This window comes from Kitasatospora purpeofusca (genome assembly GCF_036010405.1).
Classification (GTDB): Bacteria; Actinomycetota; Actinomycetes; order Streptomycetales; family Streptomycetaceae; genus Kitasatospora; species Kitasatospora purpeofusca.
Genome location: NZ_CP108561.1, coordinates 8,098,272 through 8,120,430 on the forward strand (window position 1 = coordinate 8,098,272; position 22,159 = coordinate 8,120,430).

A 22,159-nucleotide genomic window follows, 5' to 3' on the forward strand; every position below is an offset into this window, starting at 1 on the left:
AAGACCCCGGCCATGATCGGCCGGGGTCCTGCTGTTCCGTCGGGTCAGGCGAGCGGCCGCAGCGGAGCCGGGCGGGCCTGGTCCTCGACCGCGGGGTGGGCGGCCTGACGCGCCGGCGCATGGGCGGCCGACGGCACCGGGGTCGAGGCGGCCGAGGTGTTGTCGTGGACCTCGACGTGCTCACGGCGCAGCTCGTCCCGGACCACCTCCTCGGCGGTGTACCGCTCGACCACCAGACGGACCCGCTCGATCGGCGCCAGGTACTTGCGGACCACCGGGCGCTCCTCGCGAAGGGTCACCTCCTCCACCGCCTCGGCGATGTCCTTCTCGCTGAGCGCGGCCCGCTCCGCGTCCCCGACCGGCATCCGCTCGACCCGGACCCGCTCGCGGACCACGGCGACCCGCCGCTCCACCGGCTCGCTGGTGACGTACTTGCGCAGCTTGGCGGTGCCCAGCACATGCCACTCGGTGGTGATGTCCAGGCGCTCCTCGCGGCAGGTGATCTCCACCGGGCCGCTGGGGGAGGAGGCGGCGGGGTCGGCCTCGGGGCGCGCGGTGCCCGCGGCGGGGACGGCGGCCGGGGCCGTCGAGGGGGCCGCCGGGGTGTGCGGGCGCGGCTCGGCGGCCTGCTGCGGCGCTGCGGGTGTCGTGGTGGCGGGCAGGGGCGTGGCGAGGGTCCGCACGGGGGCCTCCGGGGCGGGGTCGGACGGCTTGCCGAGGTCGGCGGCCGGGCTCGGGACGGGAGTGGGGGACTGGTGGAGGCCGAGCGGCTTGGCCGGATGCGCGGTGCCCGTGCCGTTGGTCGTGCCGGTGCCATGGGTGCTGCTGGTGCCGTTGGTGGTGCCCGCGGCGTTGGCGGCGGCCGCGCCCACAGCGGCCGTGCCGGCTGCCGTGCCCCGGTCGGCGGTGGTGCCGAAGTCGAGGTCGGACGGTTCGGAGCCCGAGCCGTCACCCGCCGACGGCCGGCCGTCCACCGGGGTGTCCAGCCCGTAGTAGCGGTAGAGCTGAAGCTCCTGGGCGGGCGACAGGTGCTGGCCGACGCCGAAGTCCGGTGATTCCTTCACCAGGGACTTGTCGTACGGCACCCGCAGCTCGTCGCCGGAGAACTCGCTCGTGGTCAGGGGGACGAAGGCGTCCCGGCCGAAGATGCCGGTCCGCACAGCCGCCCACTCGGGGCGGCCGGTGGCGTCGTCGAGATACACCTCGTCGATGGTGCCGATCTTGTCCCCGTTGCGGTCGACCGCCTTGTGGCCGATGAGGTCCCGGGGGTCGATGTCGGTCTGCACTCTTTCCTCCAGTGCGGTGATCCTGCGGAACTCCCGCAGGACGACGGCCGGCCCGCCCGCCCGGTCCGCCACTTCACACCAAAAGCCATGAACCGGACCCGCGCGACCGGGGCGGGGCCGGACGGGCGCGGCGCTGAGCCGTTGGGGGCAGGCCGGGCGAGCGGGCCCCGGCGGCGAAGTGACCGGACGCACCCGTGATCGCCGGGCCTCCCGCTGGTACCCTGGGCGCGACCGCCGAGCCCGCGCGGGAGAGTCCCCGGCAGTGGAAACCGCTGGTCGGGGCGCCGAAGGAGCAACTCCTCCCCGGAATCTCTCAGGCATCCGTACCGTGCGGGATAGGTCACTCTGGAAAGCAGGGCAGGAACGCGGGCGAGGGAGCCGGCGGACCCCACCCTCACCGACGGTGCAAGCCGGCGGGGCGTCCCACGGCGCTCCGCGCGGGCGAAGCTCTCAGGTCCCGATGACAGAGGGGGAGGCCTGTCGGGTTCGTCCGACCGGGTCCTCCGCTGTTGTCCGCAGCGGCGAGGCAGCCCGGCGTGCGCACCCCCGCCGGTCCGTGACCAGGAGGCCTCGACCACCATGAACGCCCAGCCGAACTCGGGACGCCCGACCACCCCCGCGACCCTCACCGAGCTCGAACAGGCCAGCCCCTTCGAGAACCGCCACATCGGCCCCGACGCCGCGGCGCAGGAGAAGATGCTGGCCCACATCGGCTACGGCTCGCTGGACGAGCTGGCCACCGCCGCCGTTCCCGAGGCGATCCGCTCGATCACCGCGCTGGACCTGCCCGACGGCCGCTCCGAGGCCCAGGTCCTGGCCGAGCTGCGCGAGCTGGCCGACCGCAACTCCGTCCTCCGGTCGATGATCGGCCTGGGCTACTACGGCACCTTCACCCCGCCGGTGATCCTCCGCAACGTCATGGAGAACCCGGCCTGGTACACCGCCTACACGCCGTACCAGCCGGAGATCTCGCAGGGCCGCCTGGAGGCGCTGCTCAACTTCCAGACCCTGGTCGCCGACCTGACCGGCCTGCCCACCTCCGGCTCCTCGCTGCTGGACGAGGGCACCGCGGCCGCCGAGGCGATGGCCCTGGCCCGCCGCGTCACCAAGGTCAAGGGCGGTGTCTTCCTGGTCGACGCCGACACCCTGCCGCAGACCGTCGCGGTGATCAACACCCGCGCCGTGCCGACCGGTGTCGAGGTGGTCGTCGCCGACCTGTCGGAGGGCATCCCGGCCGAGATCGCCGAGCGCGGCGTCTTCGGCGTGCTGCTCCAGTACCCGGGCGCCACCGGCGCGGTCCGCGACCTCGCCCCGGTGATCGAGCAGGCCCACGGCCTCGGCGCGATCGTCGCCGTCGCCGCCGACCTGCTCGCGCTCACCCTGCTGAAGTCCCCGGGCTCGCTCGGCGCCGACATCGCCTGCGGCACCTCGCAGCGCTTCGGCGTGCCGATGGGCTTCGGCGGCCCGCACGCCGGCTACCTCGCCGTGCGCGCCGAGTACGCCCGCTCGCTGCCCGGCCGCCTGGTCGGCGTCTCCGTGGACACCCACGGCAACCGCGCCTACCGCCTGGCCCTGCAGACCCGCGAGCAGCACATCCGCCGCGAGAAGGCCACCAGCAACATCTGCACCGCCCAGGTGCTGCTCGCCGTGATGGCCTCGATGTACGCCGTCTACCACGGCCCCGACGGCCTGGCCGACATCGCCCGCCGCACCCACCGCTACGCCGCCGCGCTGGCCGAGGGCCTGCGGGCCGGCGGGGTCGAGCTGCTGCACGGCGAGTTCTTCGACACCGTCACCGCGGTCGTCCCGGGCCGCGCCGCCGGGATCGCCGCCGCCGCCCGCGCCAACGGCATCAACGTCTTCCAGGACGGCGATGACCGGATCTCGGTCTCCACCGACGAGACCACCACCCGCGAGGACCTGGCGGGCGTCTGGGCCGCGTTCGGCGTCGAGGCCGTCGAGGTGGCGGAGAACGCCGACAGCCTGCCGGCCGCGCTGCTGCGCGAGGACGAGTACCTGACCCACCCGGTCTTCCACAGCCACCGCTCCGAGACCGCCATGCTGCGCTACCTGCGCCGTCTGTCGGACCGGGACTACGCGCTGGACCGGGGCATGATCCCGCTGGGCTCCTGCACCATGAAGCTCAACGCCACCACCGAGATGGAGTCGGTGACCTGGCCGGAGTTCGGCCAGCTGCACCCCTTCGCCCCGGTCGACCAGGCCGCGGGCTTCCTCACCCTGATCCGCGGCCTGGAGCAGCAGCTGGTCGAGGTGACCGGCTACGACGCCGTCTCCATCCAGCCGAACGCCGGTTCCCAGGGCGAGCTGGCCGGTCTGCTGGCCGTCCGCGCCTACCACCACGGCAACGGCGACACCCAGCGCGACATCTGCCTCATCCCGTCCTCCGCGCACGGCACCAACGCCGCCTCCGCGGTCATGGCCGGCATGCGGGTGGTCGTGGTCAAGACCCTGGTCGACGGTGACGTCGACGTCGAGGACCTCAAGGCCAAGATCGAGCAGCACCGCGACAACCTGTCCGTGCTGATGGTCACCTACCCGTCCACCCACGGCGTGTACGAGACCCAGATCACCGAGATCTGCGGCCTGGTGCACGAGGCCGGCGGCCAGGTCTACGTCGACGGTGCCAACCTCAACGCCCTGGTCGGCCTCGCCAAGCCGGGCAAGTTCGGCGCGGACGTCTCGCACCTGAACCTGCACAAGACCTTCTGCATCCCGCACGGCGGCGGCGGCCCCGGCGTCGGCCCGGTCGCGGTGCGCGAGCACCTCGCGCCGTACCTGCCGAACCACCCGCTGCAGCCGGAGGCCGGCCCGGCCACCGGTGTCGGCCCGATCTCGGCCGCCCCGTGGGGCTCGGCGGGCATCCTGCCGATCTCCTGGTCCTACGTCCGGCTGATGGGCGGCGAGGGCCTCAAGCGCGCCACCCAGGTCGCGGTGCTGAACGCCAACTACATCGCCAAGCGGCTGGCCCCGCACTTCCCGGTGCTCTACACCGGCCCCGGCGGCCTGGTGGCGCACGAGTGCATCATCGACCTGCGCCCGCTCTCCAAGGAGACCGGCGTGACGGTGGACGACATCGCCAAGCGCCTGATCGACTACGGCTTCCACGCGCCGACCATGTCGTTCCCGGTCGCCGGCACCCTGATGATCGAGCCGACCGAGTCCGAGGACCTGTACGAGATCGACCGGTTCTGCGACGCGATGATCGAGATCCGGGCCGAGATCGAGAAGGTCGGCTCGGGCGAGTGGGACGCCGAGGACAACCCGCTGCGCAACGCCCCGCACACCGCCGCCACCCTGGCCGGCGACTGGGCGCACGGCTACTCGCGGCAGGAGGCGGTCTTCCCGGCCGGCGTGAACCCGGCGGACAAGTACTGGCCGCCGGTCGGCCGGATCGACGGCGCGTACGGCGACCGCAACCTGGTCTGCTCCTGCCCGCCGATGGACGAGTACGGCGTCTGATCCCGGCGCGCCGTCCTGAGCGGACGGCGAAGGCCATGCGACAGGGCCCCGGCGGTGCTTGGCGGTTTCTAGGGGTCGTTGCAACACGTGGTCGGTTGTCTAGGCCGCGAGCAGTTTATGCAGGCGCTCGGCTGGGGTTTCCCAGCCGAGCGTTTTGCGTGGGCGGCCGTTGAGTTCGGCGGCGACGGCGGCCAGCTGTTCGGGGCTGTGGGCGGACAGGTCGGTGCCCTTGGGGAAGTACTGCCGCAGCAGGCCGTTCGTGTTCTCGTTCGAACCGCGCTGCCAGGGACTGGCGGGATCGCAGAAGTAGACCGGGATGTCGGTGGCCAGGGTGAACGAGCCGTGGGCGGCCATCTCGGAGCCCTGGTCCCAGGTCAGCGAGCGCACCAGGTGGCCGGGCAGGGTCTGGACGATGGTCACCAGGGCGTCGCGGACCTGCTCGGCGGTTCGGCCCTCGGCCAGGTGCAGGAGCATCACATAGCGGGTCGCGCGCTCGACCAGGGTGCCGATCGCGGATCCGCCGTCCTTGCCGATGATCAGGTCGCCCTCCCAGTGGCCGGGCACCGCCCGGTCCTCGACCTCGGCGGGGCGCTCGCTGATCATGACCATCGGGGTGACGAACCGCGGCTGGCGGCAGGCCGCTTGGCGGTGCGACTTGCGCCGGGCGCGTCCGGTCCGCAGGGCGGCGGCCAGTTCCCGGCGCAGTTCGCCGCGGCCTTGGACGTAGAGGGCCTGGTAGACCGTCTCGTGGACCACGTGCATCTCCGGTCGATCGGGAAACTGTGCACGCAGAGCCTGGCAGATCTGCTCCGGACTCCACTTCCTGCCCAGATGATGCTGAATGAAGTCCCGCAGTTCGGGGTTCTGGCCGATCTTGCCGGGCTTGGGTCGGGGCCGGCGGGCATCGGCCCGGGCCTGTGCGGCGTGCGGCCGGTATTGGCCGTTGACCGGGTGGCGGTTGCGCGCGATCTCGCGGCTGATCGTGGAGGGGCTGCGACCGAGCTCGGCGGCGATCTTGCGGATGGCGACCTTCTCCCGCAGCCGGTCTGCTATGTGGATGCGGTCGGCCTCGCGCAGGTACCGGGACGGACCGGAAGGCGGCACCTCCACATGGATGGGAGGTACCGCCTTCCTCTGCCCACCGGGCGAGTGATGGCCATTACGCCACTTCTTGCCGGTCCGGACGTTGACGCCGACGATCCGGCAGGCTTCCGTACTGCTGTAGCCCTGCTGCATGAGCCGGAAGTATGCCTCCCGCTCAGCGGTCAGTTTCCTGGTCCCCTGAGGCTTCCGGTCCTTGCGGATCTCGAAGTCCATCGCATCCCCTGAGCTGGGGTGTTGCAACGACTCCTAGAACCCAAGCTTCCGCCGGGGCCCTGCCCTGTGGTGCTCCGTGCTGCCCTGTGATGGTGCCCTGCGGTGCTCGGCCGATCCGGTGGCCGCGGCCTGTGCGGCCGGTGCTGCCGGGGTGCGGCCGGTGCGTCGTCCCAGGGTCGGCCCGGCGGCTCAGACCGCGCTGGCGGCCGGACGGCGCGGGGCGATCACCCGGCCGTCGGGCAGCAGCTCGCCGGTGTCCTCGAAGAGCAGGACGCCGTTGCAGAGCAGGCTCCACCCCTGTTCCGGGTGACAGGCCACCGGGACGGCGGCCTCGCGGTCCTCGGACTCGGCCGACGGACACTCAGGACGGTGCTGGCACATACGCGTACCCTCGCTTCGCTCCGCGATCCTCCCCGTGGTGCGGTGCCGCCGGCTGGCCGTCGGGCGCCGCCGCGGCGGTCGGATCCTGTCCTGCGCCGGGCCAGGTGTGGACCGGCGCTCAAGTGGGTAGGACAGGGGGTCCTTCCACGCTGGTTCCCAGTGTCGGCATCCCGGGACCCGCGCGCAGCGATTTCGTGACACGCGCCACAACCCCCGGCCAGAGATCACCCGTTCAGGTGGTGAGCGGCCGGAATCGATGCCGGACGGGCCATGGGACGGACGGTCCTTCCGGGTCATATCGGATGGCCCGGAAGGGTGGGTCCGGACGGGTGAGCCGATCGAGTGGGTCCGCGCGGATGCTCGGCGACCGGTCCGGCCGGATGGTCGGCGACGGGTCAGAGCGCCCCGGAGGCGAGCCGCGCCGGATCGGCGGGGGTGCCGAGCAGCACCGGGCGGGCGAGCGGCGAGCGGGCGAGCGGGCCCCGGGCCAGTACCGGCAGCAGTTCGGCGGCCGGGTGGGCGCGGTGCGCGGTGACCCCCATCGGTGCCGGGGCCAGGGGGATCAGCAGATCGGCGCCGGGACCGCCGTCCGGACTGTGCAGCCACAGCGCCGTCGCGTACTGGCCCGGGAAGGTCAGCAGCCTCGGCTGGCAGCGGGTCCGGGAGGACTGGGCGAGCTGCCACGCCTGGCGCAGCGCTCTGACGGTCGAGTCCAGATAGGGGCCGGCGGTGAAGTGGGAGAAGGAATGGCCCTCGGACCCCTGCACCACCTCGGCCGCCGCCGCGACCTCGGTGCCGTCCTTGATCAGGAAGCGCCAGCCGGTCCGGCGGGCGGCGGCGAGTTCGGCCCGCGGCCCGTCCAGGACGTGGACGGCGAGCGGGTGTGCGGGGAGGAGCGGCCCGGTCGGACGGCGCAGCGCGGCGGCGGCCGGCTGGCGCAGCGCTGTCTCCGAGTCGAGCGCGGCGAGCACCGCGCGCAGGGCACTGGGCGGGGGCTGGGGTGTCTGCAGAGTCATGGCAAGGTCGCCTCTCCGTGCGAGATCGGCGTGCGAGTGCGGCATACCGGCATGGCGGGTGCGTCGGCGGTGACGGGACCTGGGCCTTGTCCGGTTGGGCAGGATCGCGGTGCCGGCGCGGGCGGCCGTCCTCGGGTCTCGGGCGATGACCGGCCGCGCCGTGGCGCAGTGCGAATTCTACTCGAACAGGTGCGCAGGGTGACCTGTTTATCACAGGCGGTGGCGTCGGGCAAGTCGGCAGTTGAGCTGAAAAGGCGTCAGTTCCCTTGCATTGCAAGCCATTCGAAGCATTCGGGTATCGATCTTCGGGGTGGGCATGATGCTTGCACGGTCGAGGGCCGGCCGGCTCAGGAGGAGGGGACCATGGGCGAGAAGGTCGTGGCGACTCGAGCGGAACTGTCGGACCGGCAGATGTACCGCCGCAAGCTCCAGTCCTGCCTGGAGACGCTCGGCCGGATGCTCCGCGAGGACCGCTTCGACCGTCCGAAGGCCGTGATGGGCCTGGAGATCGAGCTCAACCTGGCCGACGAGCAGGGCCTCCCGGTGCTTAACAACGCGCAGGTGCTCACCTCGATCGGCTCCGCCGACTTCCAGACCGAGCTCGGCCGCTTCAACATCGAGGTCAACATCGCGCCGCACCGGCTCGCCGGACACGTCTTCGAGGAGCTGCGCGAGGAGATCGACACCGGCCTGCGCTACGCCGACCGGCGGGCCGGGGAGGCCGGTGCGCGGATCGTGATGGTCGGCATCCTGCCGACCCTGGAGCTCGACCACACCGGGCTCGACGCGATGTCCCACAACCAGCGGTACAGCCTGCTCAGCGACCAGATCCTGGCCGCCCGCGGCGAGGACATCACGCTGGACATCGAGGGCGTGGAGCGCCTCGAACTGGACTCGATCACGATGGTCGCCGAGGCCGCCGCGACCTCGCTCCAACTCCACCTCCAGGTGACCCCGGAGCGGTTCTCCTCGGTCTGGAACGCCGCCCAGGCGATCTGCGGGCCGCAGCTCGCGCTGGGCGCCAACTCGCCGTTCCTGTTCGGCCGGGAGCTGTGGCGGGAGACCCGGCCGGTGCTGTTCCAGCAGGCCTGCGACACCCGTTCGGCGGAGCTCAAGGCCCAGGGCGTGCGGCCGATCACCTGGTTCGGCGAACGCTGGGTGGACTCGGCCTACGACCTGTTCGAGGAGAACCTGCGGTACTTCCCGGCGCTGCTGCCGATCTGCGACGACGAGGACCCGGCGAAGGTGCTGGCCTCGGGCGGGGTGCCGCGGCTCGCCGAGATGCGGCTGCACAACGGCACCATCTACCGGTGGAACCGGCCCGTCTACGACGTCAGCGGCGGCGTGCCGCACCTGCGGGTGGAGAACCGGGCGCTGCCGGCCGGGCCGACCGTGGTCGACACGCTCGCCAACGCCGCCTTCTACTACGGCGTGGTGCGGGTACTGGCCGAGCAGTCCCGGCCGATCTGGACCAGGCTGCCGTTCGAGCTGGCCGACGAGAACTTCCGGCAGGCGGCCCGGCACGGCATCGACGCGGTGTTCCAGTGGCCCCGGTCCGGCCGGTCCGGACGCGGCGGCGGGACGACCACGATCTCCGCCGTCGACCTGGTGCTCAACGAACTGCTGCCGATCGCCCACCAGGGACTGGACGCGTGGGGCGTGGAACCGGCCGACCGGGACCGCTACCTCGGCATCATCGAGCAGCGCTGTCTGCGCCGGACCAACGGCGCGGCCTGGCAGAGCGCGACCTTCCACCGGCTGCGGGAGCAGTACGGGACGGACCGCTCCTCCGCGCTCGCGGCGATGACCAGGCGCTACATGGAGCACATGCGCGGCGGCGAGCCGGTGCACACCTGGCCGGTCGGCTGAGCTTCGAGGATCCTCCCGGATCCCCCCGGATCCTCTTCGGGGCCCGCGCGGCGGGCTGTGGAAGGATGACCGCTCCGGTCCGCCGCCGCCGTCCGGCGGTGGCCGGAGCACCGTCCGCCCGCCGCCGTCCGCGCTGGAGCACCCCCGTGACGACCGTTCCGACCGCACCGGAGACCGCGAAGCCGACCCGTCGGCTGCTCGGTGCGGAACTGCTGATTGTCCTCGGCCTCTCGCTCGGGGCGAGCGGGATCGGCGCGCTGATCAGCTTCACCGGCTCGCTCACCGAGACCCTGAAGCTCGGCCAGCAGGTGGCCACCCTGAACGGCTCGCGCGCGCCCGGCCGGCCCTGGCTCGACCTGGTCTGGCAGCTCTACTACATCGGCCGCGGGCTGATGCCGGTCGTGCTGGTCGGCTACCTGCTGGTCCGCGAGGACGTGTCGCTGCGGGTGCTGGGCTTCGACCTCGGGCAGAAACTCCGCGACCTCGGCCGGGGCGCGGCCGTGGCGGCGGCGATCGGCGGCTCCGGGCTGGTGCTCTACCTGGGCTCGCAGGCGGCCGGTTACAACCTGACGGTCGCGCCCTCCGGGCTGCCCGACGTCTGGTGGCGGATCCCGGTGCTGCTCCTCTCGGCCTGGCAGAACGCGATCCTGGAGGAGGTCGTCGTCCTCGGCTACCTGCTGCGCCGGGTGACGCAGCTGGGCTGGACGTGGCCGGCCGCGCTGGTGGCGAGCTCGCTGCTGCGCGGTTCGTACCACCTGTACCAGGGGGTCGGCGGGCTGGTCGGGAACATCGTGATGGGTGTGGTGTTCTGCCTGCTGTACCGGCGGTGGGGGCGGGTGATGCCGCTGGTGGTGGCGCACGCGCTGATCGACACGGTGGCGTTCGTCGGGTACGCGCTGCTGGCCGGGCACGTGAGCTGGCTGCCCACTCCCTGACCGGGGAGGGCCCCGCCCGGCCGGGAGCGTCAGCGGGTTGGCCGGGAGCGTCAGCGGGTTGTCCGGGCGCGTCAGCCGGCTGTCCGGCGCCTGACCGGGGACAGTGCGCCGGGGCGCGGCGGGCGGGCCAGCAGCCGGTCCACGTGGCGCCGTTCGAGCCCCTCGCCGGGGTCGATCGGCAGCAGCACCCGGTCGCGCCGCCAGAGCGAGCCGCGGACCAGGCGGGGCGGGATGACGTCGTCGATCCAGGCGAAGGGGCGGCCCGCCGCGTAGCGCAGCAGGGGTGCCCACTTGCGGGCGGAGAAGAGTTCCATCAGCGGGACGCGCGGGTCGCCGGGCTGCGGGACGTAGCCGGTGAAGCGGACGAAGGGCAGCTCGGGCAGGCCGATCGCCGGGGAGATGTGGGAATTTGCGTGTTCTTCCCAGGTGGTTGCCCAGACCAGTTCGTACGTCCCGGCCAGTTCGCGCAGCCAGATGCCGTGGCGGGCGGAGAGCAGCACGGTGTAGCCGAGCAGGGTGTGGGCGTCGAACCCGGCTCCGGGGTGGGGGCAGACCGGGTTGAGTACGCCGTCGACGTCCAGGAACAGCAGTGGCTTCGGCATCGGGCGCCCCCCAGGTCTCGTGCGTCGTCACCTGGTCGGACGAGCCGGGGTCCCCGGCGGTTGCCCGGGGGTTGCCCGGCGAAGGGCGCACATGGGGGCGCACCGGGGGCGCTCGGAAGGGCGGCGATCCGGCGGAGCGGGCCGCGACCCGGGCTCACCGCGCTGCGTCCGGGCTCACCGCGGTGTGTTCCGGGCTCACTGCGCCGCGACGGGCTCCGGGAGGACGTCGGCGGGCGGTCCGGTGGGGCGTCGGGAGAGCCGGCGGACCTGCGGCTCCAGCAGGACGGCGGCGCTGAGCACCAGGCAGACCACCGCGCAGGTCCAGAGCGCGCCGGGGAGGCCGAGCAGGTCGGCGGCCGGTCCGGCGAGGGCGGTGCCGAGCGGTGCCAGCGAGAGCGAGCCGAGCTCGTCGTAGGCGGCGACCCGGGAGAACGCCTCGGCCGGGATCTCCTGCTGCAGCGCGATCATCCAGTTGACGCCGAAGACGGTGACGCCGACACCGGAGAGGAACATCGCCGCGCAGAGCACCGGCAGCGGCGCGGACACCGCCAGGGCCAACGCGGGCACACCGAACAGGAACACGCCCCAGTTGCCGACCAGCAGGATCCGGCGCGGCTGCCAGCGGACCATCAGCACGCCGGTGGCGACCAGGCCGACGCCGTAGGCCGCCATCGCCAGGCCCCAGTCGCGGGCGCCCCCGAGCTGCTCCTTCGCCACCGCGGGCCCGTACACCGCCTCGACCGCGCCGACGCAGGCGACCAGCACCGAGAACTGGAGCACGACGACCCAGAGCCAGCGGCGGGAGGAGAACTCGTGCCAGCCCTCGCGCAGGTCGCGGAGCATCCCGCCGCCGCCCTCGGCCGGGGCGCTCGGTGCCTGCGGTTCGAGCAGGAAGCGCAGCGCGGCGGCGGCCAGGAAGCAGGCGGCGTCCAGGGCGAGCACCCACCCGGCGCCGACCGCCGCGGTCAGCGCGCCGCCGAGCGCGGCGCCGCCGATCTGCGCGCCGTTGAAGCCCATCCTGTAGACCGAGAAGGCCCGGGCGGCGTGCTCGGGGGTGACGCTCTCCAGGATCATGCCGCCGGAGGCGGGGGAGTAGAAGGCGTACCCGGCGCCGGCACCGGCCGAGAACAGCATCAGCTGCCAGAGCGTCGGCTCGCCGGTCAGGACCAGGAGCGCGAGGGCGCCCTGGGAGACAGCGCTGAACAGGTTGGCGCCGACCATGACGTGGTGGCGCGGCAGCCGGTCGGCGAGCGCGCCGCCGATCACCAGCAGCAGGACGGTGGGCAGCAGCCGGGCCGCGGTGACGTAGCCGACGTCGGCGGTCGAGCCGCCGCCGTCGAGGATCGCGAAGGCGGTGGCGATGGGGGCGCCGGCGTTGCCGAGGCCGCTGACCACGGTGGCCGCGGTCTGGATCCGGAAGTTGCGACTCGCCCAGGCGAAGCGGCCGGCGGGCGGGGGCGGGGTTCGGCTCTGCACTCCGCGACTATGCCGGGGCGGGTGGTCCGTGTCCATCCGATAAACGGACCGACGCCGGGACGTCCTCGGGGCTCAGCCCAGGTGGCCCCAGAGGAAGGCCATGGTGCGCTTCCAGGCGATCGCCGCCTGGAGCGGGTCGTAGGTGCCGAGCACGTTCTCCTCGTTCATGAAGGCGTGTCCGGCCGGGTAGAAGTGGAACTCCGGACGGACGTCGGTGGCCTCGCCGATCCGGATCGCGGCCTCGTCGACGGCGGCCATCGGGATGTACTGGTCCTCCTCCCCGTAGTGGCCGAGCACATGGGCGGTCAGGCCCCGGTACTCGAAGTCCGGGTCGGGCGGCAGGCCGTAGAACGGGACGGCCGCGGCCACCCGGTCGCCCTCGGCGGCGGCCAGCAGCAGGGCGAAACCGCCGCCCATGCAGAAGCCGACCACCCCGACCGCGTCGCCGACCACGCCGTCCAGGCCGAGCAGCAGGTCGACCGCGCCGCCGAGGTCCCGCACCGCCTGCTCGACCGGCAGCTCGCGCTTGAGGCGGGCCCCCTCGGCGCTGTCGTGGGTGGTCGCGCCGCCGAAGAGGTCCGGCGCGAGGGCGGTGAAGCCCTCGGCGGCGAACCGGTCCGCCACGTCGGCCAGGTACGGGGTCAGGCCCCACCACTCCTGGACCACCACCAGGCCGGGGCCGACGCCCTGGGGAGGCCGGGCCAGGTAGCCGTGGGCCTGGCGGCCGCCGCTGGGGAAGGTGATGTTCTGCCGGGAGCCGCCCTGGTCAGGCATGGCTTCCTCTCGGGGGACGGGCCGCCGGGCGCGGCGGCGGCGGGTCGGGTCCGGTGGGGGTCGGGGTCGGTGCTGGGTTCGGACCGGTGCTGGGTTCGGGCCGGTGCTGGGTTCGGGCCGGTACTGGACGGGGGTCGGTGCCGGGGCGGGCGGGTGGTCAGCCCATCTCCTCCAGGGCGCGGCCCTTGGTCTCCTTGATGCAGAAGGCCACGAACGGGATGGAGAGCAGCGCGAAGACCGCGTAGATGACGTAGGTGGCCGAGAGGTTCCAGTCGGCCAGGTCGGGGAAGCTGACGGTGATCGCCCAGTTGGCGATCCACTGGGCGGAGGCGGCGACCGACAGCGCGAGCGCGCGGATCCGGTTGGGGAACATCTCGCCGAGCAGGACCCAGACCACCACGCCCCAGGAGAACGCGAAGCAGAACACGAAGACGTGCGCGGCGACCAGCGCCACCGTCGCGTAGGTGTTGTCCAGGGTGACGGAGTCGCCGGTGCCCTGCCGGTAGGAGAACGCCCAGGCGGCGGTGCCGAGCGCGACGGCCATCCCGGCCGAGCCGGCCAGGGCGAGCGGCTTGCGGCCGATCCGGTCGACCAGGGCCATCGCGATGACCGTGCCGATCACGTTGACGATGGAGGTGGAGAGGCTGATCAGCAGTGAGTTCGACTCGTTGATGCCGACCGACTGCCACAGGAAGGAGGAGTAGTAGAAGATCACGTTGATGCCGACGAACTGCTGGAACACCGAGGCGCCGATACCGACCCAGACGATCGGCAGCAGCCCGAACCGGCCGCCCAGCAGGTCCTTGAGCCGGGGCTTGTGGGTGGAGGCCAGCACCGAGTGGATCTCGGTCACCCGGGCGTCGAGGTCGACACCCTCGCCCTCGACCTCCAGCAGCACCTTGCGGGCCTGCTCCTCCCGGTTGTCGGCGATCAGGTAGCGCGGCGACTCCGGGATGGACATCGCCATCAGTCCGTAGACGAGGGCCGGGATCGTCTCCACGCCGAGCATCCACTGCCAGGCCTGGATACCGCCGAGGTGGCCGGTGGACTCGCCGCCGGCGGCCTGGTTGAGCGCCCAGTTGGCCAGCTGGGAGACGGTGATGCCGAGCACGATCGCCATCTGCTGGAACGAGGCCAGCCGCCCCCGGTAGGCGGTCGGGGCGACCTCGGCGATGTACGTCGGCGCGATCACCGAGGCGATGCCGATCGCCACGCCGCCGACCACCCGCCAGGTGGCCAGCAGCTCCAGGTTCGGCGGGAACATCGAGCCGAGGCCGCTGATCGCGAACAGGGCCGCGGCCAGCAGCATGGTGCGCACCCGGCCGAGGTGGTCGGCGAGCCGCCCGGCCACGACCGCCCCGGCCGCCGAGCCGAGCAGGGCGATCGCGACCACGAAGGCCGTCGTGCCGTTGCCGACCCCGAAGTGCTTCTGGATGCCCGTCACCGCGCCGTTGATGACGGCGCTGTCGTAGCCGAACAGGAACCCGCCCATCGCGGCGGCGGCCGAGATGAAGACGACGTGCCCGAGGTGCGCCTCGCCGGATGCCGGATGGGTCTGGGTCCTGGACACGCACGCTCCCCGGGTCGACGGTCCCGTCCGCGCGGCCGGGCGGGCAGGGTTCGGCTCACATTCGACCAGTGCCCGGGCGGTGGCGTCGCGATGAATGGGCCGAACGGGTGACGGAGCGTCAGCTGATTGAGCGGTCCGGGGGAACCGGTCCGGGGCGCGGCCTGCGGACCGCGCCGGAGCGGCGGGCGTTGCGGCGCAGCAGCTGGACGCGCGCCCCGGCGTCCGCGCCCCGGTCCCGCTCGGCGAGCCGGTCGGCCATCGCGTACTGCTCGGCGGCCGGCTTCTTGTCGTCGTACTTGAACTTGGCGCGGACCTCGCGGACGGTCAGGCGCAGCGCGGTCAGACCGGGGAGCAGCCGGGAGAACTCCCCCTCGCCGGGGGTGACCCGGACGTCCGGGCGCTCCGGCTGGAAGTGGGCCAGCTGGCGGTTGAGGATCTCCGCCTTGCCGGTCGGGTCGGTGACCAGTGACGCGGTGGCGTGGAAGTGCACCGAGGCGTAGTAGCTGGTCGGCGTGCCGGGCTCGCCGCGCCAGTGGCCCGGGGCGAAGGCGTAGTCGTCGGTGACCGCGAGGGTGACCTCCGGGTCGGCCCGGACGGCGGAGAGCAGGGGGTTGGGGGCGGCGAGGTGGAGCAGGATCTCGCCCCGGTCGGCGTCCAGCAGGAAGTGGGTGGGGACGAGCACCGGGCCCTGGCCCGGCCCGCCGTTGGCGGCGAGCAGGCCGAAGTCGCGGCCCTCGGCGAGCCAGGCGCGCCATTCGGCTTCGTCGCCCCGGTCCCAGGAACGGATCAGCATCGGGGCCCCCGGTCAGCCGGCGGAGCGGGTGGAGTCGGCGGCCCCGGTGCTCGGGGCGGAGTCGGTGCCGGGGTCGGGGGAGGGGCTCGGCGCCGTGAGCGCGCGCAGGTTGGCGGGGAGCGGCACGGTGGTGGAGGCGTCCGGCAGGGGCGTGCCGTATCCGCCGGTGACCGGGACCAGGCCGGCCCAGTACGGCAGGTCGAGGTCCTCGGTGTCGTCGGCGGCGAGAGCGGTCCGGCTCTTGGCGGAGACCTCGTCGAGGTCGAGCCGGATCACCGCGGTGGCGGCGAGCTCCTTGGCGTTGGCGGGGCGGACCTCGGCGGAGCGGCCGGGCACGACCTGGTCGACCAGGGCGTCCAGCGCGACGGTCAGCTCCTCGGGGTCGGTGACCTGGTGCGCGGTGCCGTGCGCCACCACCGAGCGGAAGTTGACCGAGTGGTTGAAGGCCGATTTGGTCAGCACCAGCGCGTCGACCAGGGTGACGGTGAGGCAGACCGGCAGGCCCTGCTCGCCGCGGGCGCCGCGCAGCGGCCGACTGCCCGTGGAACCGTGCACGTAGAGGCGGTCGCCGACCCGGGCGTGGATGGTGGGCAGCACGACCGGTGCGCCGTCGACGACGAAGCCAAGGTGGCAGAGGTAGGTGGCGTCCAGGACGGCGTGGATCGCCTCGCGCTCCCAGGTGGCCCGGTCCTTGTAGCGGGTGGGGGTGGTGCGCGCGGTGCGGGCGTAGGACGTGTCGTTGTCCGGTACGGTCGACATGACAACCTCTATGTACTAGTGCATACTCTGTTTTGTGCTAGGAGACTATCGGATGACCGGTCGGCGTGCCAGCGAGATTGCGGCCGAGATCGAGCGGGGGGTCAGCGGCGGACAGCTCGCCCCCGGGACGCCGTTGCCGCCGCTGCGCGACCTCGCGGCCGAACTCGGCGTCAACCCCAACACCGTGGCCGCCGCCTACCGGCTGCTCCGCGACCGGGGGGTGATCGAGACCGCCGGCCGCAAGGGCAGCCGGATCCGACCGCGCCCCGCCCACACCCCGCGCGACGAGATCCGGCTGCCCGTCCCGGCGCACGCCCGCGACCTCTCCCACGGGAACCCCGACCCGGCGCTGCTGCCCGACCTCACCCCTGCCCTCGCGGCCGCCGCCGAGGCCGCCCGCCGCGAACCGGTCCGCTACGGCGACCCGGCCGCCGACCCCGGACTGCTCGCCCTGGCCGGGGCGGCCTTCGCCGCGGACGGCCTGCCCGCCGGCCCGATCGCCGTCGCGTCCGGCTCGCTGGACACCATCGAGCGGATCCTGGTCACCCGGCTGCGCCCCGGTGACGCCGTCGCCGTCGAGGATCCGGGCTGGGGCAGCCTGCTGGACCTGCTGCCGGCGCTCGGCCTGCGCGCGGCGCCGGTCCGGCTCGACGACGCGGGCCCGCTGCCCGGCGCGCTGGCCGAGGCGCTGGACGGCGGCGCCCGGGCGGTGGTCGTCACCAGCCGGGCGCAGAACCCGACCGGCGCCGCCCTCACCGCCGGGCGGGCCGAGGAGCTGCGCGCCGTCCTGTCCGCCCACCCGGACGTGCTGCTGATCGAGGACGACCACGGCCACGGCATCGTCGATCAGCCCTACCACCCGCTGGCCGGTGCGGGCTCGCGGCACTGGGCGGTGGTGCGCTCGGCGGCCAAGGCCTACGGGCCTGACCTGCGGCTCTCGGTCGCGGTGGGAGACGAGGACACCGTCGGACGGGTGCTCGGGCGCCAGCGGCTCGGCGCCGGGTGGGTCAGCCACCTGCTCCAGCACACGGTGGCCGAGCTCTGGCGCACCGACGCCGCGCCGGCGGGGCGGGTGGCCGACGCCTATCGGGCGCGCCGGGGGGCGCTGATCGGCGAGCTGGCTGCGCGCGGCGTCGCGGCGCACGGGGCGAGCGGGCTGAACGTCTGGGTGCCGGTGCCGGACGAGGCTGTCGCGCTGGCCGCCCTGGTGCAGCGCGGCTGGGTCGTGGCGCCGGGCGCGCGCTACCGGCTCCAGTCGCCGCCCGGGCTGCGGGTCACGGTCGCCCAGTTGGACCCGGCCGACGCCGGGCGGCTGGCGGAGGATCTCGCGTCCGTGCTGAGCGGGTGGCACGGGATCGCCGGGGCGGGGGCGGACGGGGCGCCGTCGCGGTCGGTCTGAATCGGTCGGGCCCCACCTCCGGGGGGAATGGCGGGCCTTGGATTCCAGGTCAATGGCGAGGTCAATTTCGATTCGATCCGGATCGAATCGAAATTGACCTCGCCATTGACCGACCCGAAATAGTCGAGCCGATCAGTACCGATTGGTAACAAGCCGAGAAATTCACTGCAGATACCTAGCGGTAACAAGCGCGGGCATGTCAGATTCAACGCGCCACCGGCCGGCGGCCTACCCTCACCCCGTGTCTCCCCGCCCCCACCTGCGGGCGAGACCGATCGTTGGAGTTCCGTCGTGCCCGAAAACCGTTCGAGCATTTCCCGCACCAACGCCCGGTGGCGCGGACGGCTGCTCGCCGCCGCGCTCGCCCTGCCGCTCGCCGCCACCGGAATCGTGGCGGGAACCGCCGCCCCGGCCCGGGCCGCCGCACCGAGCGGCCCGACCGCCAGCGTCAGCCTCGGCGACAGCTACATCTCCGGGGAGGCCGGCCGCTGGAAGGGCAACTCCGTCACCAGCGGTGGCAACCGGGCCGGCACCGACCGGGCCTGGACCGGCAGCGGCTACGACCCGAGCCGGATCTACGGTGCCACCTACGCGAGCGGGTGCGACCGCTCGGACGTGGCCGAGGTGCGCAGCGCGCCGACCGTGGCCCAGGCCCAGATCAACCTGGCCTGCTCCGGGGCCGTCGCCGCCAACGTCTTCCGCGCCGCCAACGGCGGGCAGCCGTTCAAGGGCGAGGCCCCGCAGGCCGACCAACTCGCCGCCGTGGCCCGGGTGAACAACGTCAAGCTGGTCACCCTGTCGATCGGCGGCAACGACCTCGGCTTCGGCGACGTGATCTCGACCTGCGTGCAGGACTACCTCGTCTGGTACTCCTACTGCAACGACGACCAGCAGGACGCGGTCGACGGCCGGATGCCGGCCGCGATGGCCGGCGTCGGCAAGGCGCTCGACGAGATCCGCGCCGTGATGGCGGGCGCCGGGTACGCGGCCGGGGACTACCGGATCGTGCTGCAGTCCTACCCCTCGCCGATCCCGCGCGCCGCCGAGATCCGCTACCCCGAGAGCGGCTGGAGCCGCTCCGACACCGGCGGCTGTCCGCTCTGGAACGGCGACGCGGACTGGGCGCGCGACTCGCTGGTGCCGCAGATCTCCCGGGCGCTCGCCGGGGTCGCCAAGGCCAAGGGCGTGCAGTTCCTGGACCTGAGCGACATGCTCCAGGGCCGCGAGGTCTGCTCCAAGGCGACCCGGCAGGCCAGTTCGACCAGCGCGCCGTCCGCGACCACCAGCGAGTGGGCGCGGTTCCTGGACGGGGGGCTCAATACCTCGCAGGGCACCCTGCAGGAGTCGCTGCACCCCAACTACTACGCGCAGCAGGCGCTCGGGCGCTGCCTGACCCTGCTGTACGGGCGGACCAGCGGTGACTGGGGGTGCCGCAACACCGCCGGACAGGACGCCAACGGGATGTACCTGACGGCGAAGTAGCCGCCGGAAAACGGGCGTTGCCCGGCCCCTCGTCTGTGCGGCGGGGGGCCGGGCAACGTGCGTGCGGTGCGACCGCCGCCTCCGGTCAGCCCTTGGCGAGCAGCGCCTGGGTGTGCTCCTTGACCTGGTCCCGCGTCAGATAGGCGTCCGTGTACTCGAAGTCACGGAGCCGGGCGGGCTGTCGGGCGAGGAACCCGGTGCGCACGAAGTCGTCGCCGGCGGTCGCGTTGAGCAGCCAGTTCGCGCCGACCCGGAACTTGGCGGCGTTGGTGCGCATCGCCATCAGGTGGTAGCCGCGCGCCACCAGCTGCGCCGGCACGCCGCGCAGCTCCACCCCGAGCGGCTTGGAGACGGCGTCCTTGCCGCCGAGGTCCACCACCAGGCCCAGGTCCTTGTGGTAGTAGGGCTCCAGCGGCTGGTTGCGGAGCGCGGCGATCACATTGTTGGCCACCGCCCGGCCCTGGCGGGCCGAGTGCTGGGCGGTGGGCGGGCACATCGCGCCGTCGCCCTTGGCGAGGTCGGGAACGGCGGCGGCGTCGCCGAGCGCGAACACGCCCTCGAACGGGGCCACCCGCATCTCCGCCGTCACCGCGATCCGCCCGCGCACCGTCTCCGCGTCCAGGGTGGCGATCAGCGGGCTCGCGGCGACGCCGGCCGTCCAGATCAGGGTCCGGCAGGGGAGCACCCGGCCGTCGGTGAACTTCACCGACTCGGCGCCGACCTCGGCCACCGACACGCCCAGCGAGACCTCGATGCCGCGCTCGCGCAGGACCTCCAGGGCCGCGGTGCCGAGGGCGTCGCCGAGCTCGGGCATCAGCTTGGGGGCGATGTCGATGAGGTGCCACTTGATCTGCCGGGCGTCGAGCCTCGGGTAGCGGTGGGCGGCGGCCGTGGTCAGACGCTGGAGGCAGGCGGCGGTCTCGGTGCCGGCGTAGCCGCCGCCGACCACCACGAACTGGAGCCGGGACTCGCGCTCCCGCTGGTCCGGGGTGGCCGAGGCGAGGTCCAGCTGGGCGATCACATGGTCACGGACGTACGCCGCCTCGGCGAGGGTCTTCATGCCGCGCGCGTAGTCGGTCAGACCGGGGATGTCGAAGGTGCGGGTGACGCTGCCGGGGGCCAGCACCAGGTAGTCGTACTTCTGCGCCACCACCTCGTCGGTGATCTTGCGCACCACGCAGACCTTGGCGGCCGGGTCCACCCCGATCGCGCCGCCGGGGACGATGTGGGTGCGGCGCAGCGAGCGCCGCAGCGAGACGGCCACCGACTGCGGTGTGAGCACACCGGCCGCCACGTGCGGCAGCAGCGGCAGGTAGAGCTGGTAGCTGAACGGGGTGACCAGGGAGATCTCCGCCTCCGCCGGGGAGAGCTTGCGCTCCAGCCGGCGCGCGCACTCCAGTCCGGCGAAGCCGCCGCCCACGATCAGGATCCGGGCTCGTTCCATCGTGCGTCCCTCACAGTGCAGGTCGTTCCGCCGCGGGTCGTGGCGCCGGGGGCCGTTCCGTCACGGCGCGGCCCTCGGTGGGCGCGGAGGTGGCGGTGCGGGTGCGGCGGTGCGAGTGCGGTGGTGCGGGTCATGGCCGATGCGGGTCGTGGCCGGTTGCGGGTCGCGGCTGCAGCGGTCCCCGGCTACTGTCCGCCACGTTCGCACGGAGCGGCGGGGGCTGCCACCGGGGCGACCCGGGCGGGCGAGCGGGTCGGGTTGTGCGGCCGGGCCGGGTGGGGGAGCCGGACGACCCGGGCGAGCGGGCCGGGCTGCCACCGGGGCGACCCGGGCGGGCGAGCGGGTCGGGCGACACCCGCCGCGTGCATATGCCCGATAGGCTGTGCGCCGTGCTCCCCGAGGTGACGGCGGTCCGTTATGTGACGCCACTGCGAGAAGGCGGCTCGATGCCGGGCCTGGTCGAGGCCGACGACCGGCGGCTGTACGCGCTGAAATGGGTCGGCGCGGCGCAGGGCCGCAAGGCGCTGGTGGCGGAGGTGCTGGCCGGGGAACTCGGCCGGCGGCTCGGACTGCCGGTGCCCGAGCTGGTGACCGTCGACCTGGACCCGGTACTGGCCCGCAGCGAGCCGGACCCGCAGATCCAGGACCAGATGCGCGCCAGCGGCGGCCTCAACCTGGGCATGGCCTTCGTCAGCGGCGCGCTCAACTTCGACCCGCTCTGCTTCGAGGTGGACGCCGGGCTGGCCGGGCAGGTGCTCTGGTTCGACGCCCTCATCGGCAACGTCGACCGCTCCTGGCGCAACCCCAATCTGCTGGTCGCCACCGGTGGGCTGCGCCTCATCGACCACGGCGCGAGCCTGATCTTCCACCACCACTGGCCCGGTGCCGCCGCCTGGATCCGCCGGCCGTACGACGCCTCCGACCACGCCCTGCTGCGCGCCGAGCCGGACCTGCTCGCCGCCGACAAGGCGCTCGCGCCGCTGGCCGAGGCGGCGATCGAGGAGGCGGTGGCGCGGATCCCGGACGTCTGGCTGGTGGACGAGCCCGGCTTCGACTCGCCCGAGGCGGTGCGCGCGGCGTACCGCACCCAGCTGACCGAGCGACTGGCCGGTCCGCGCGACTGGCTGCCGGAGGTGTCCGCATGACCGAGCCGATCCGGTCGGCCCTGCCGCCCGTCGCCGAGCTGCACGACTACGAGTACGCGGTGATCCGGGCGGTGCCCCGGGTGGAGCGCGGTGAGTGCGTCAACGTGGGCGTGCTGCTGTACTGCCGGCAGAGCGCCCACCTGGCCGCCAGGACCCATCTGGACCAGGCGCGGCTGCTGGCGCTGGACCCGGTGGCCGACGTGTCCGGGGTGCGGCGGGCGCTGCAGGGCATCGAGGCGGTCTGCGAGGGCGGACCGCAGGCCGGTCCGGCGGCCTCGGACAACCCGGGGCAGCGGTTCCGCTGGCTGACCGCCCCGCGCAGCGCGGTGGTGCAGCCGGGGCCGGTGCACACCGGGCTGACCTCGGACCCGGAGACCGAGCTGCGCCGGCTGTTCGACCAGCTGGTGCTCTGAGGACCCGGGCGGTCGGGC

Annotated in this window: 18 protein-coding genes and 1 riboswitch; of the genes, 7 read left to right on the forward strand and 11 right to left on the reverse strand. The window is 73.4% G+C overall.

The window, feature by feature from the left end:
* Positions 1-44: 44 nt before the first annotated feature.
* Positions 45-1,358 carry a PRC and DUF2382 domain-containing protein gene (locus OG715_RS35355; RefSeq protein WP_266273203.1) on the reverse strand — a complete coding sequence of 438 codons (1,314 nt, stop codon included), beginning with the start codon at positions 1,356-1,358 and terminating at the stop codon, positions 45-47.
* A gap of 163 nt (positions 1,359-1,521) precedes the next feature.
* A riboswitch (glycine riboswitch) is annotated at positions 1,522-1,625 on the forward strand.
* A 240-nt stretch (positions 1,626-1,865) separates the two neighbouring features.
* On the opposite strand from OG715_RS35355, the gene gcvP reads away from it, so the two are divergent.
* Positions 1,866-4,766, forward strand: a complete 2,901-nt coding sequence (gene gcvP / locus OG715_RS35360; RefSeq protein WP_266273202.1) for an aminomethyl-transferring glycine dehydrogenase — start codon at positions 1,866-1,868, stop codon at positions 4,764-4,766.
* A gap of 99 nt (positions 4,767-4,865) precedes the next feature.
* Here the strand turns inward: gcvP and OG715_RS35365 are convergent, their stop codons facing one another.
* The 3 genes from OG715_RS35365 to OG715_RS35375 form a co-directional block, all read right to left on the reverse strand.
* Positions 4,866-6,083, reverse strand: coding sequence for an IS30 family transposase (locus OG715_RS35365; RefSeq protein ID WP_266271214.1), 1,218 nt, complete (start codon positions 6,081-6,083; stop codon positions 4,866-4,868).
* 189 nt (positions 6,084-6,272) lie between these two features.
* Positions 6,273-6,464 carry a DUF5999 family protein gene (locus tag OG715_RS35370; RefSeq protein ID WP_266273201.1) on the reverse strand — a complete coding sequence of 64 codons (192 nt, stop codon included), beginning with the start codon at positions 6,462-6,464 and terminating at the stop codon, positions 6,273-6,275.
* 395 nt (positions 6,465-6,859) lie between these two features.
* Positions 6,860-7,480: a hypothetical protein gene (locus OG715_RS35375; protein ID WP_266273200.1), complete on the reverse strand. Its 621-nt coding sequence runs from the start codon at positions 7,478-7,480 to the stop codon at positions 6,860-6,862.
* Positions 7,481-7,843: 363 nt separating this feature from the next.
* Here OG715_RS35375 and OG715_RS35380 point away from each other — a divergent pair, with 363 nt between their 5' ends.
* Together OG715_RS35380 and OG715_RS35385 are read left to right on the forward strand one after the other, a co-directional pair.
* Positions 7,844-9,349, forward strand: a complete 1,506-nt coding sequence (locus tag OG715_RS35380; RefSeq protein ID WP_266273199.1) for a glutamate--cysteine ligase — start codon at positions 7,844-7,846, stop codon at positions 9,347-9,349.
* 146 nt (positions 9,350-9,495) lie between these two features.
* Positions 9,496-10,284, forward strand: coding sequence for a CPBP family intramembrane glutamic endopeptidase (locus OG715_RS35385; protein WP_266273198.1), 789 nt, complete (start codon positions 9,496-9,498; stop codon positions 10,282-10,284).
* A 71-nt stretch (positions 10,285-10,355) separates the two neighbouring features.
* Here the strand turns inward: OG715_RS35385 and OG715_RS35390 are convergent, their stop codons facing one another.
* The 6 genes from OG715_RS35390 to OG715_RS35415 form a co-directional block, all read right to left on the reverse strand.
* Positions 10,356-10,886 carry an HAD domain-containing protein gene (locus tag OG715_RS35390; RefSeq protein WP_266273197.1) on the reverse strand — a complete coding sequence of 177 codons (531 nt, stop codon included), beginning with the start codon at positions 10,884-10,886 and terminating at the stop codon, positions 10,356-10,358.
* 195 nt (positions 10,887-11,081) lie between these two features.
* Positions 11,082-12,362, reverse strand: coding sequence for an MFS transporter (locus OG715_RS35395; RefSeq protein WP_266273196.1), 1,281 nt, complete (start codon positions 12,360-12,362; stop codon positions 11,082-11,084).
* 72 nt (positions 12,363-12,434) lie between these two features.
* Positions 12,435-13,136 (reverse strand): dienelactone hydrolase family protein, encoded by a 702-nt coding sequence (locus OG715_RS35400; protein ID WP_266273195.1) that lies wholly within the window; start codon positions 13,134-13,136, stop codon positions 12,435-12,437.
* A gap of 157 nt (positions 13,137-13,293) precedes the next feature.
* Positions 13,294-14,706 carry a sugar porter family MFS transporter gene (locus OG715_RS35405; protein WP_266273194.1) on the reverse strand — a complete coding sequence of 471 codons (1,413 nt, stop codon included), beginning with the start codon at positions 14,704-14,706 and terminating at the stop codon, positions 13,294-13,296.
* 118 nt (positions 14,707-14,824) lie between these two features.
* Positions 14,825-15,499: an FMN-binding negative transcriptional regulator gene (locus OG715_RS35410; protein ID WP_266273193.1), complete on the reverse strand. Its 675-nt coding sequence runs from the start codon at positions 15,497-15,499 to the stop codon at positions 14,825-14,827.
* 12 nt (positions 15,500-15,511) lie between these two features.
* Entirely contained in the window at positions 15,512-16,258 is a 747-nt protein-coding gene (locus OG715_RS35415; RefSeq protein WP_266273192.1) for a pyridoxamine 5'-phosphate oxidase family protein, read from the reverse strand.
* 34 nt (positions 16,259-16,292) lie between these two features.
* Here OG715_RS35415 and OG715_RS35420 point away from each other — a divergent pair, with 34 nt between their 5' ends.
* Positions 16,293-17,657: an aminotransferase class I/II-fold pyridoxal phosphate-dependent enzyme gene (locus OG715_RS35420; RefSeq protein ID WP_266273191.1), complete on the forward strand. Its 1,365-nt coding sequence runs from the start codon at positions 16,293-16,295 to the stop codon at positions 17,655-17,657.
* A 291-nt stretch (positions 17,658-17,948) separates the two neighbouring features.
* The gene (locus OG715_RS35425; protein ID WP_266273190.1) at positions 17,949-19,139 is read left to right on the forward strand and encodes a GDSL-type esterase/lipase family protein; all 1,191 of its coding nucleotides are present in this window, start codon (positions 17,949-17,951) and stop codon (positions 19,137-19,139) included.
* A gap of 85 nt (positions 19,140-19,224) precedes the next feature.
* Here the strand turns inward: OG715_RS35425 and OG715_RS35430 are convergent, their stop codons facing one another.
* A complete protein-coding gene (locus tag OG715_RS35430) occupies positions 19,225-20,583 on the reverse strand; it encodes an NAD(P)/FAD-dependent oxidoreductase (RefSeq protein ID WP_030397879.1) in 1,359 nt (452 codons plus the stop codon).
* 389 nt (positions 20,584-20,972) lie between these two features.
* Here OG715_RS35430 and OG715_RS35435 point away from each other — a divergent pair, with 389 nt between their 5' ends.
* Together OG715_RS35435 and OG715_RS35440 are read left to right on the forward strand one after the other, a co-directional pair.
* Complete coding sequence (locus tag OG715_RS35435) at positions 20,973-21,728, forward strand: HipA family kinase (RefSeq protein ID WP_266273189.1); 756 nt, start codon at positions 20,973-20,975, stop codon at positions 21,726-21,728.
* Complete coding sequence (locus tag OG715_RS35440; protein WP_266273188.1) at positions 21,725-22,141, forward strand: DUF3037 domain-containing protein; 417 nt, start codon at positions 21,725-21,727, stop codon at positions 22,139-22,141. Before OG715_RS35435 ends, OG715_RS35440 begins: the two co-directional genes overlap by 4 nt.
* The last annotated feature ends 18 nt before the right edge of the window (positions 22,142-22,159 follow it).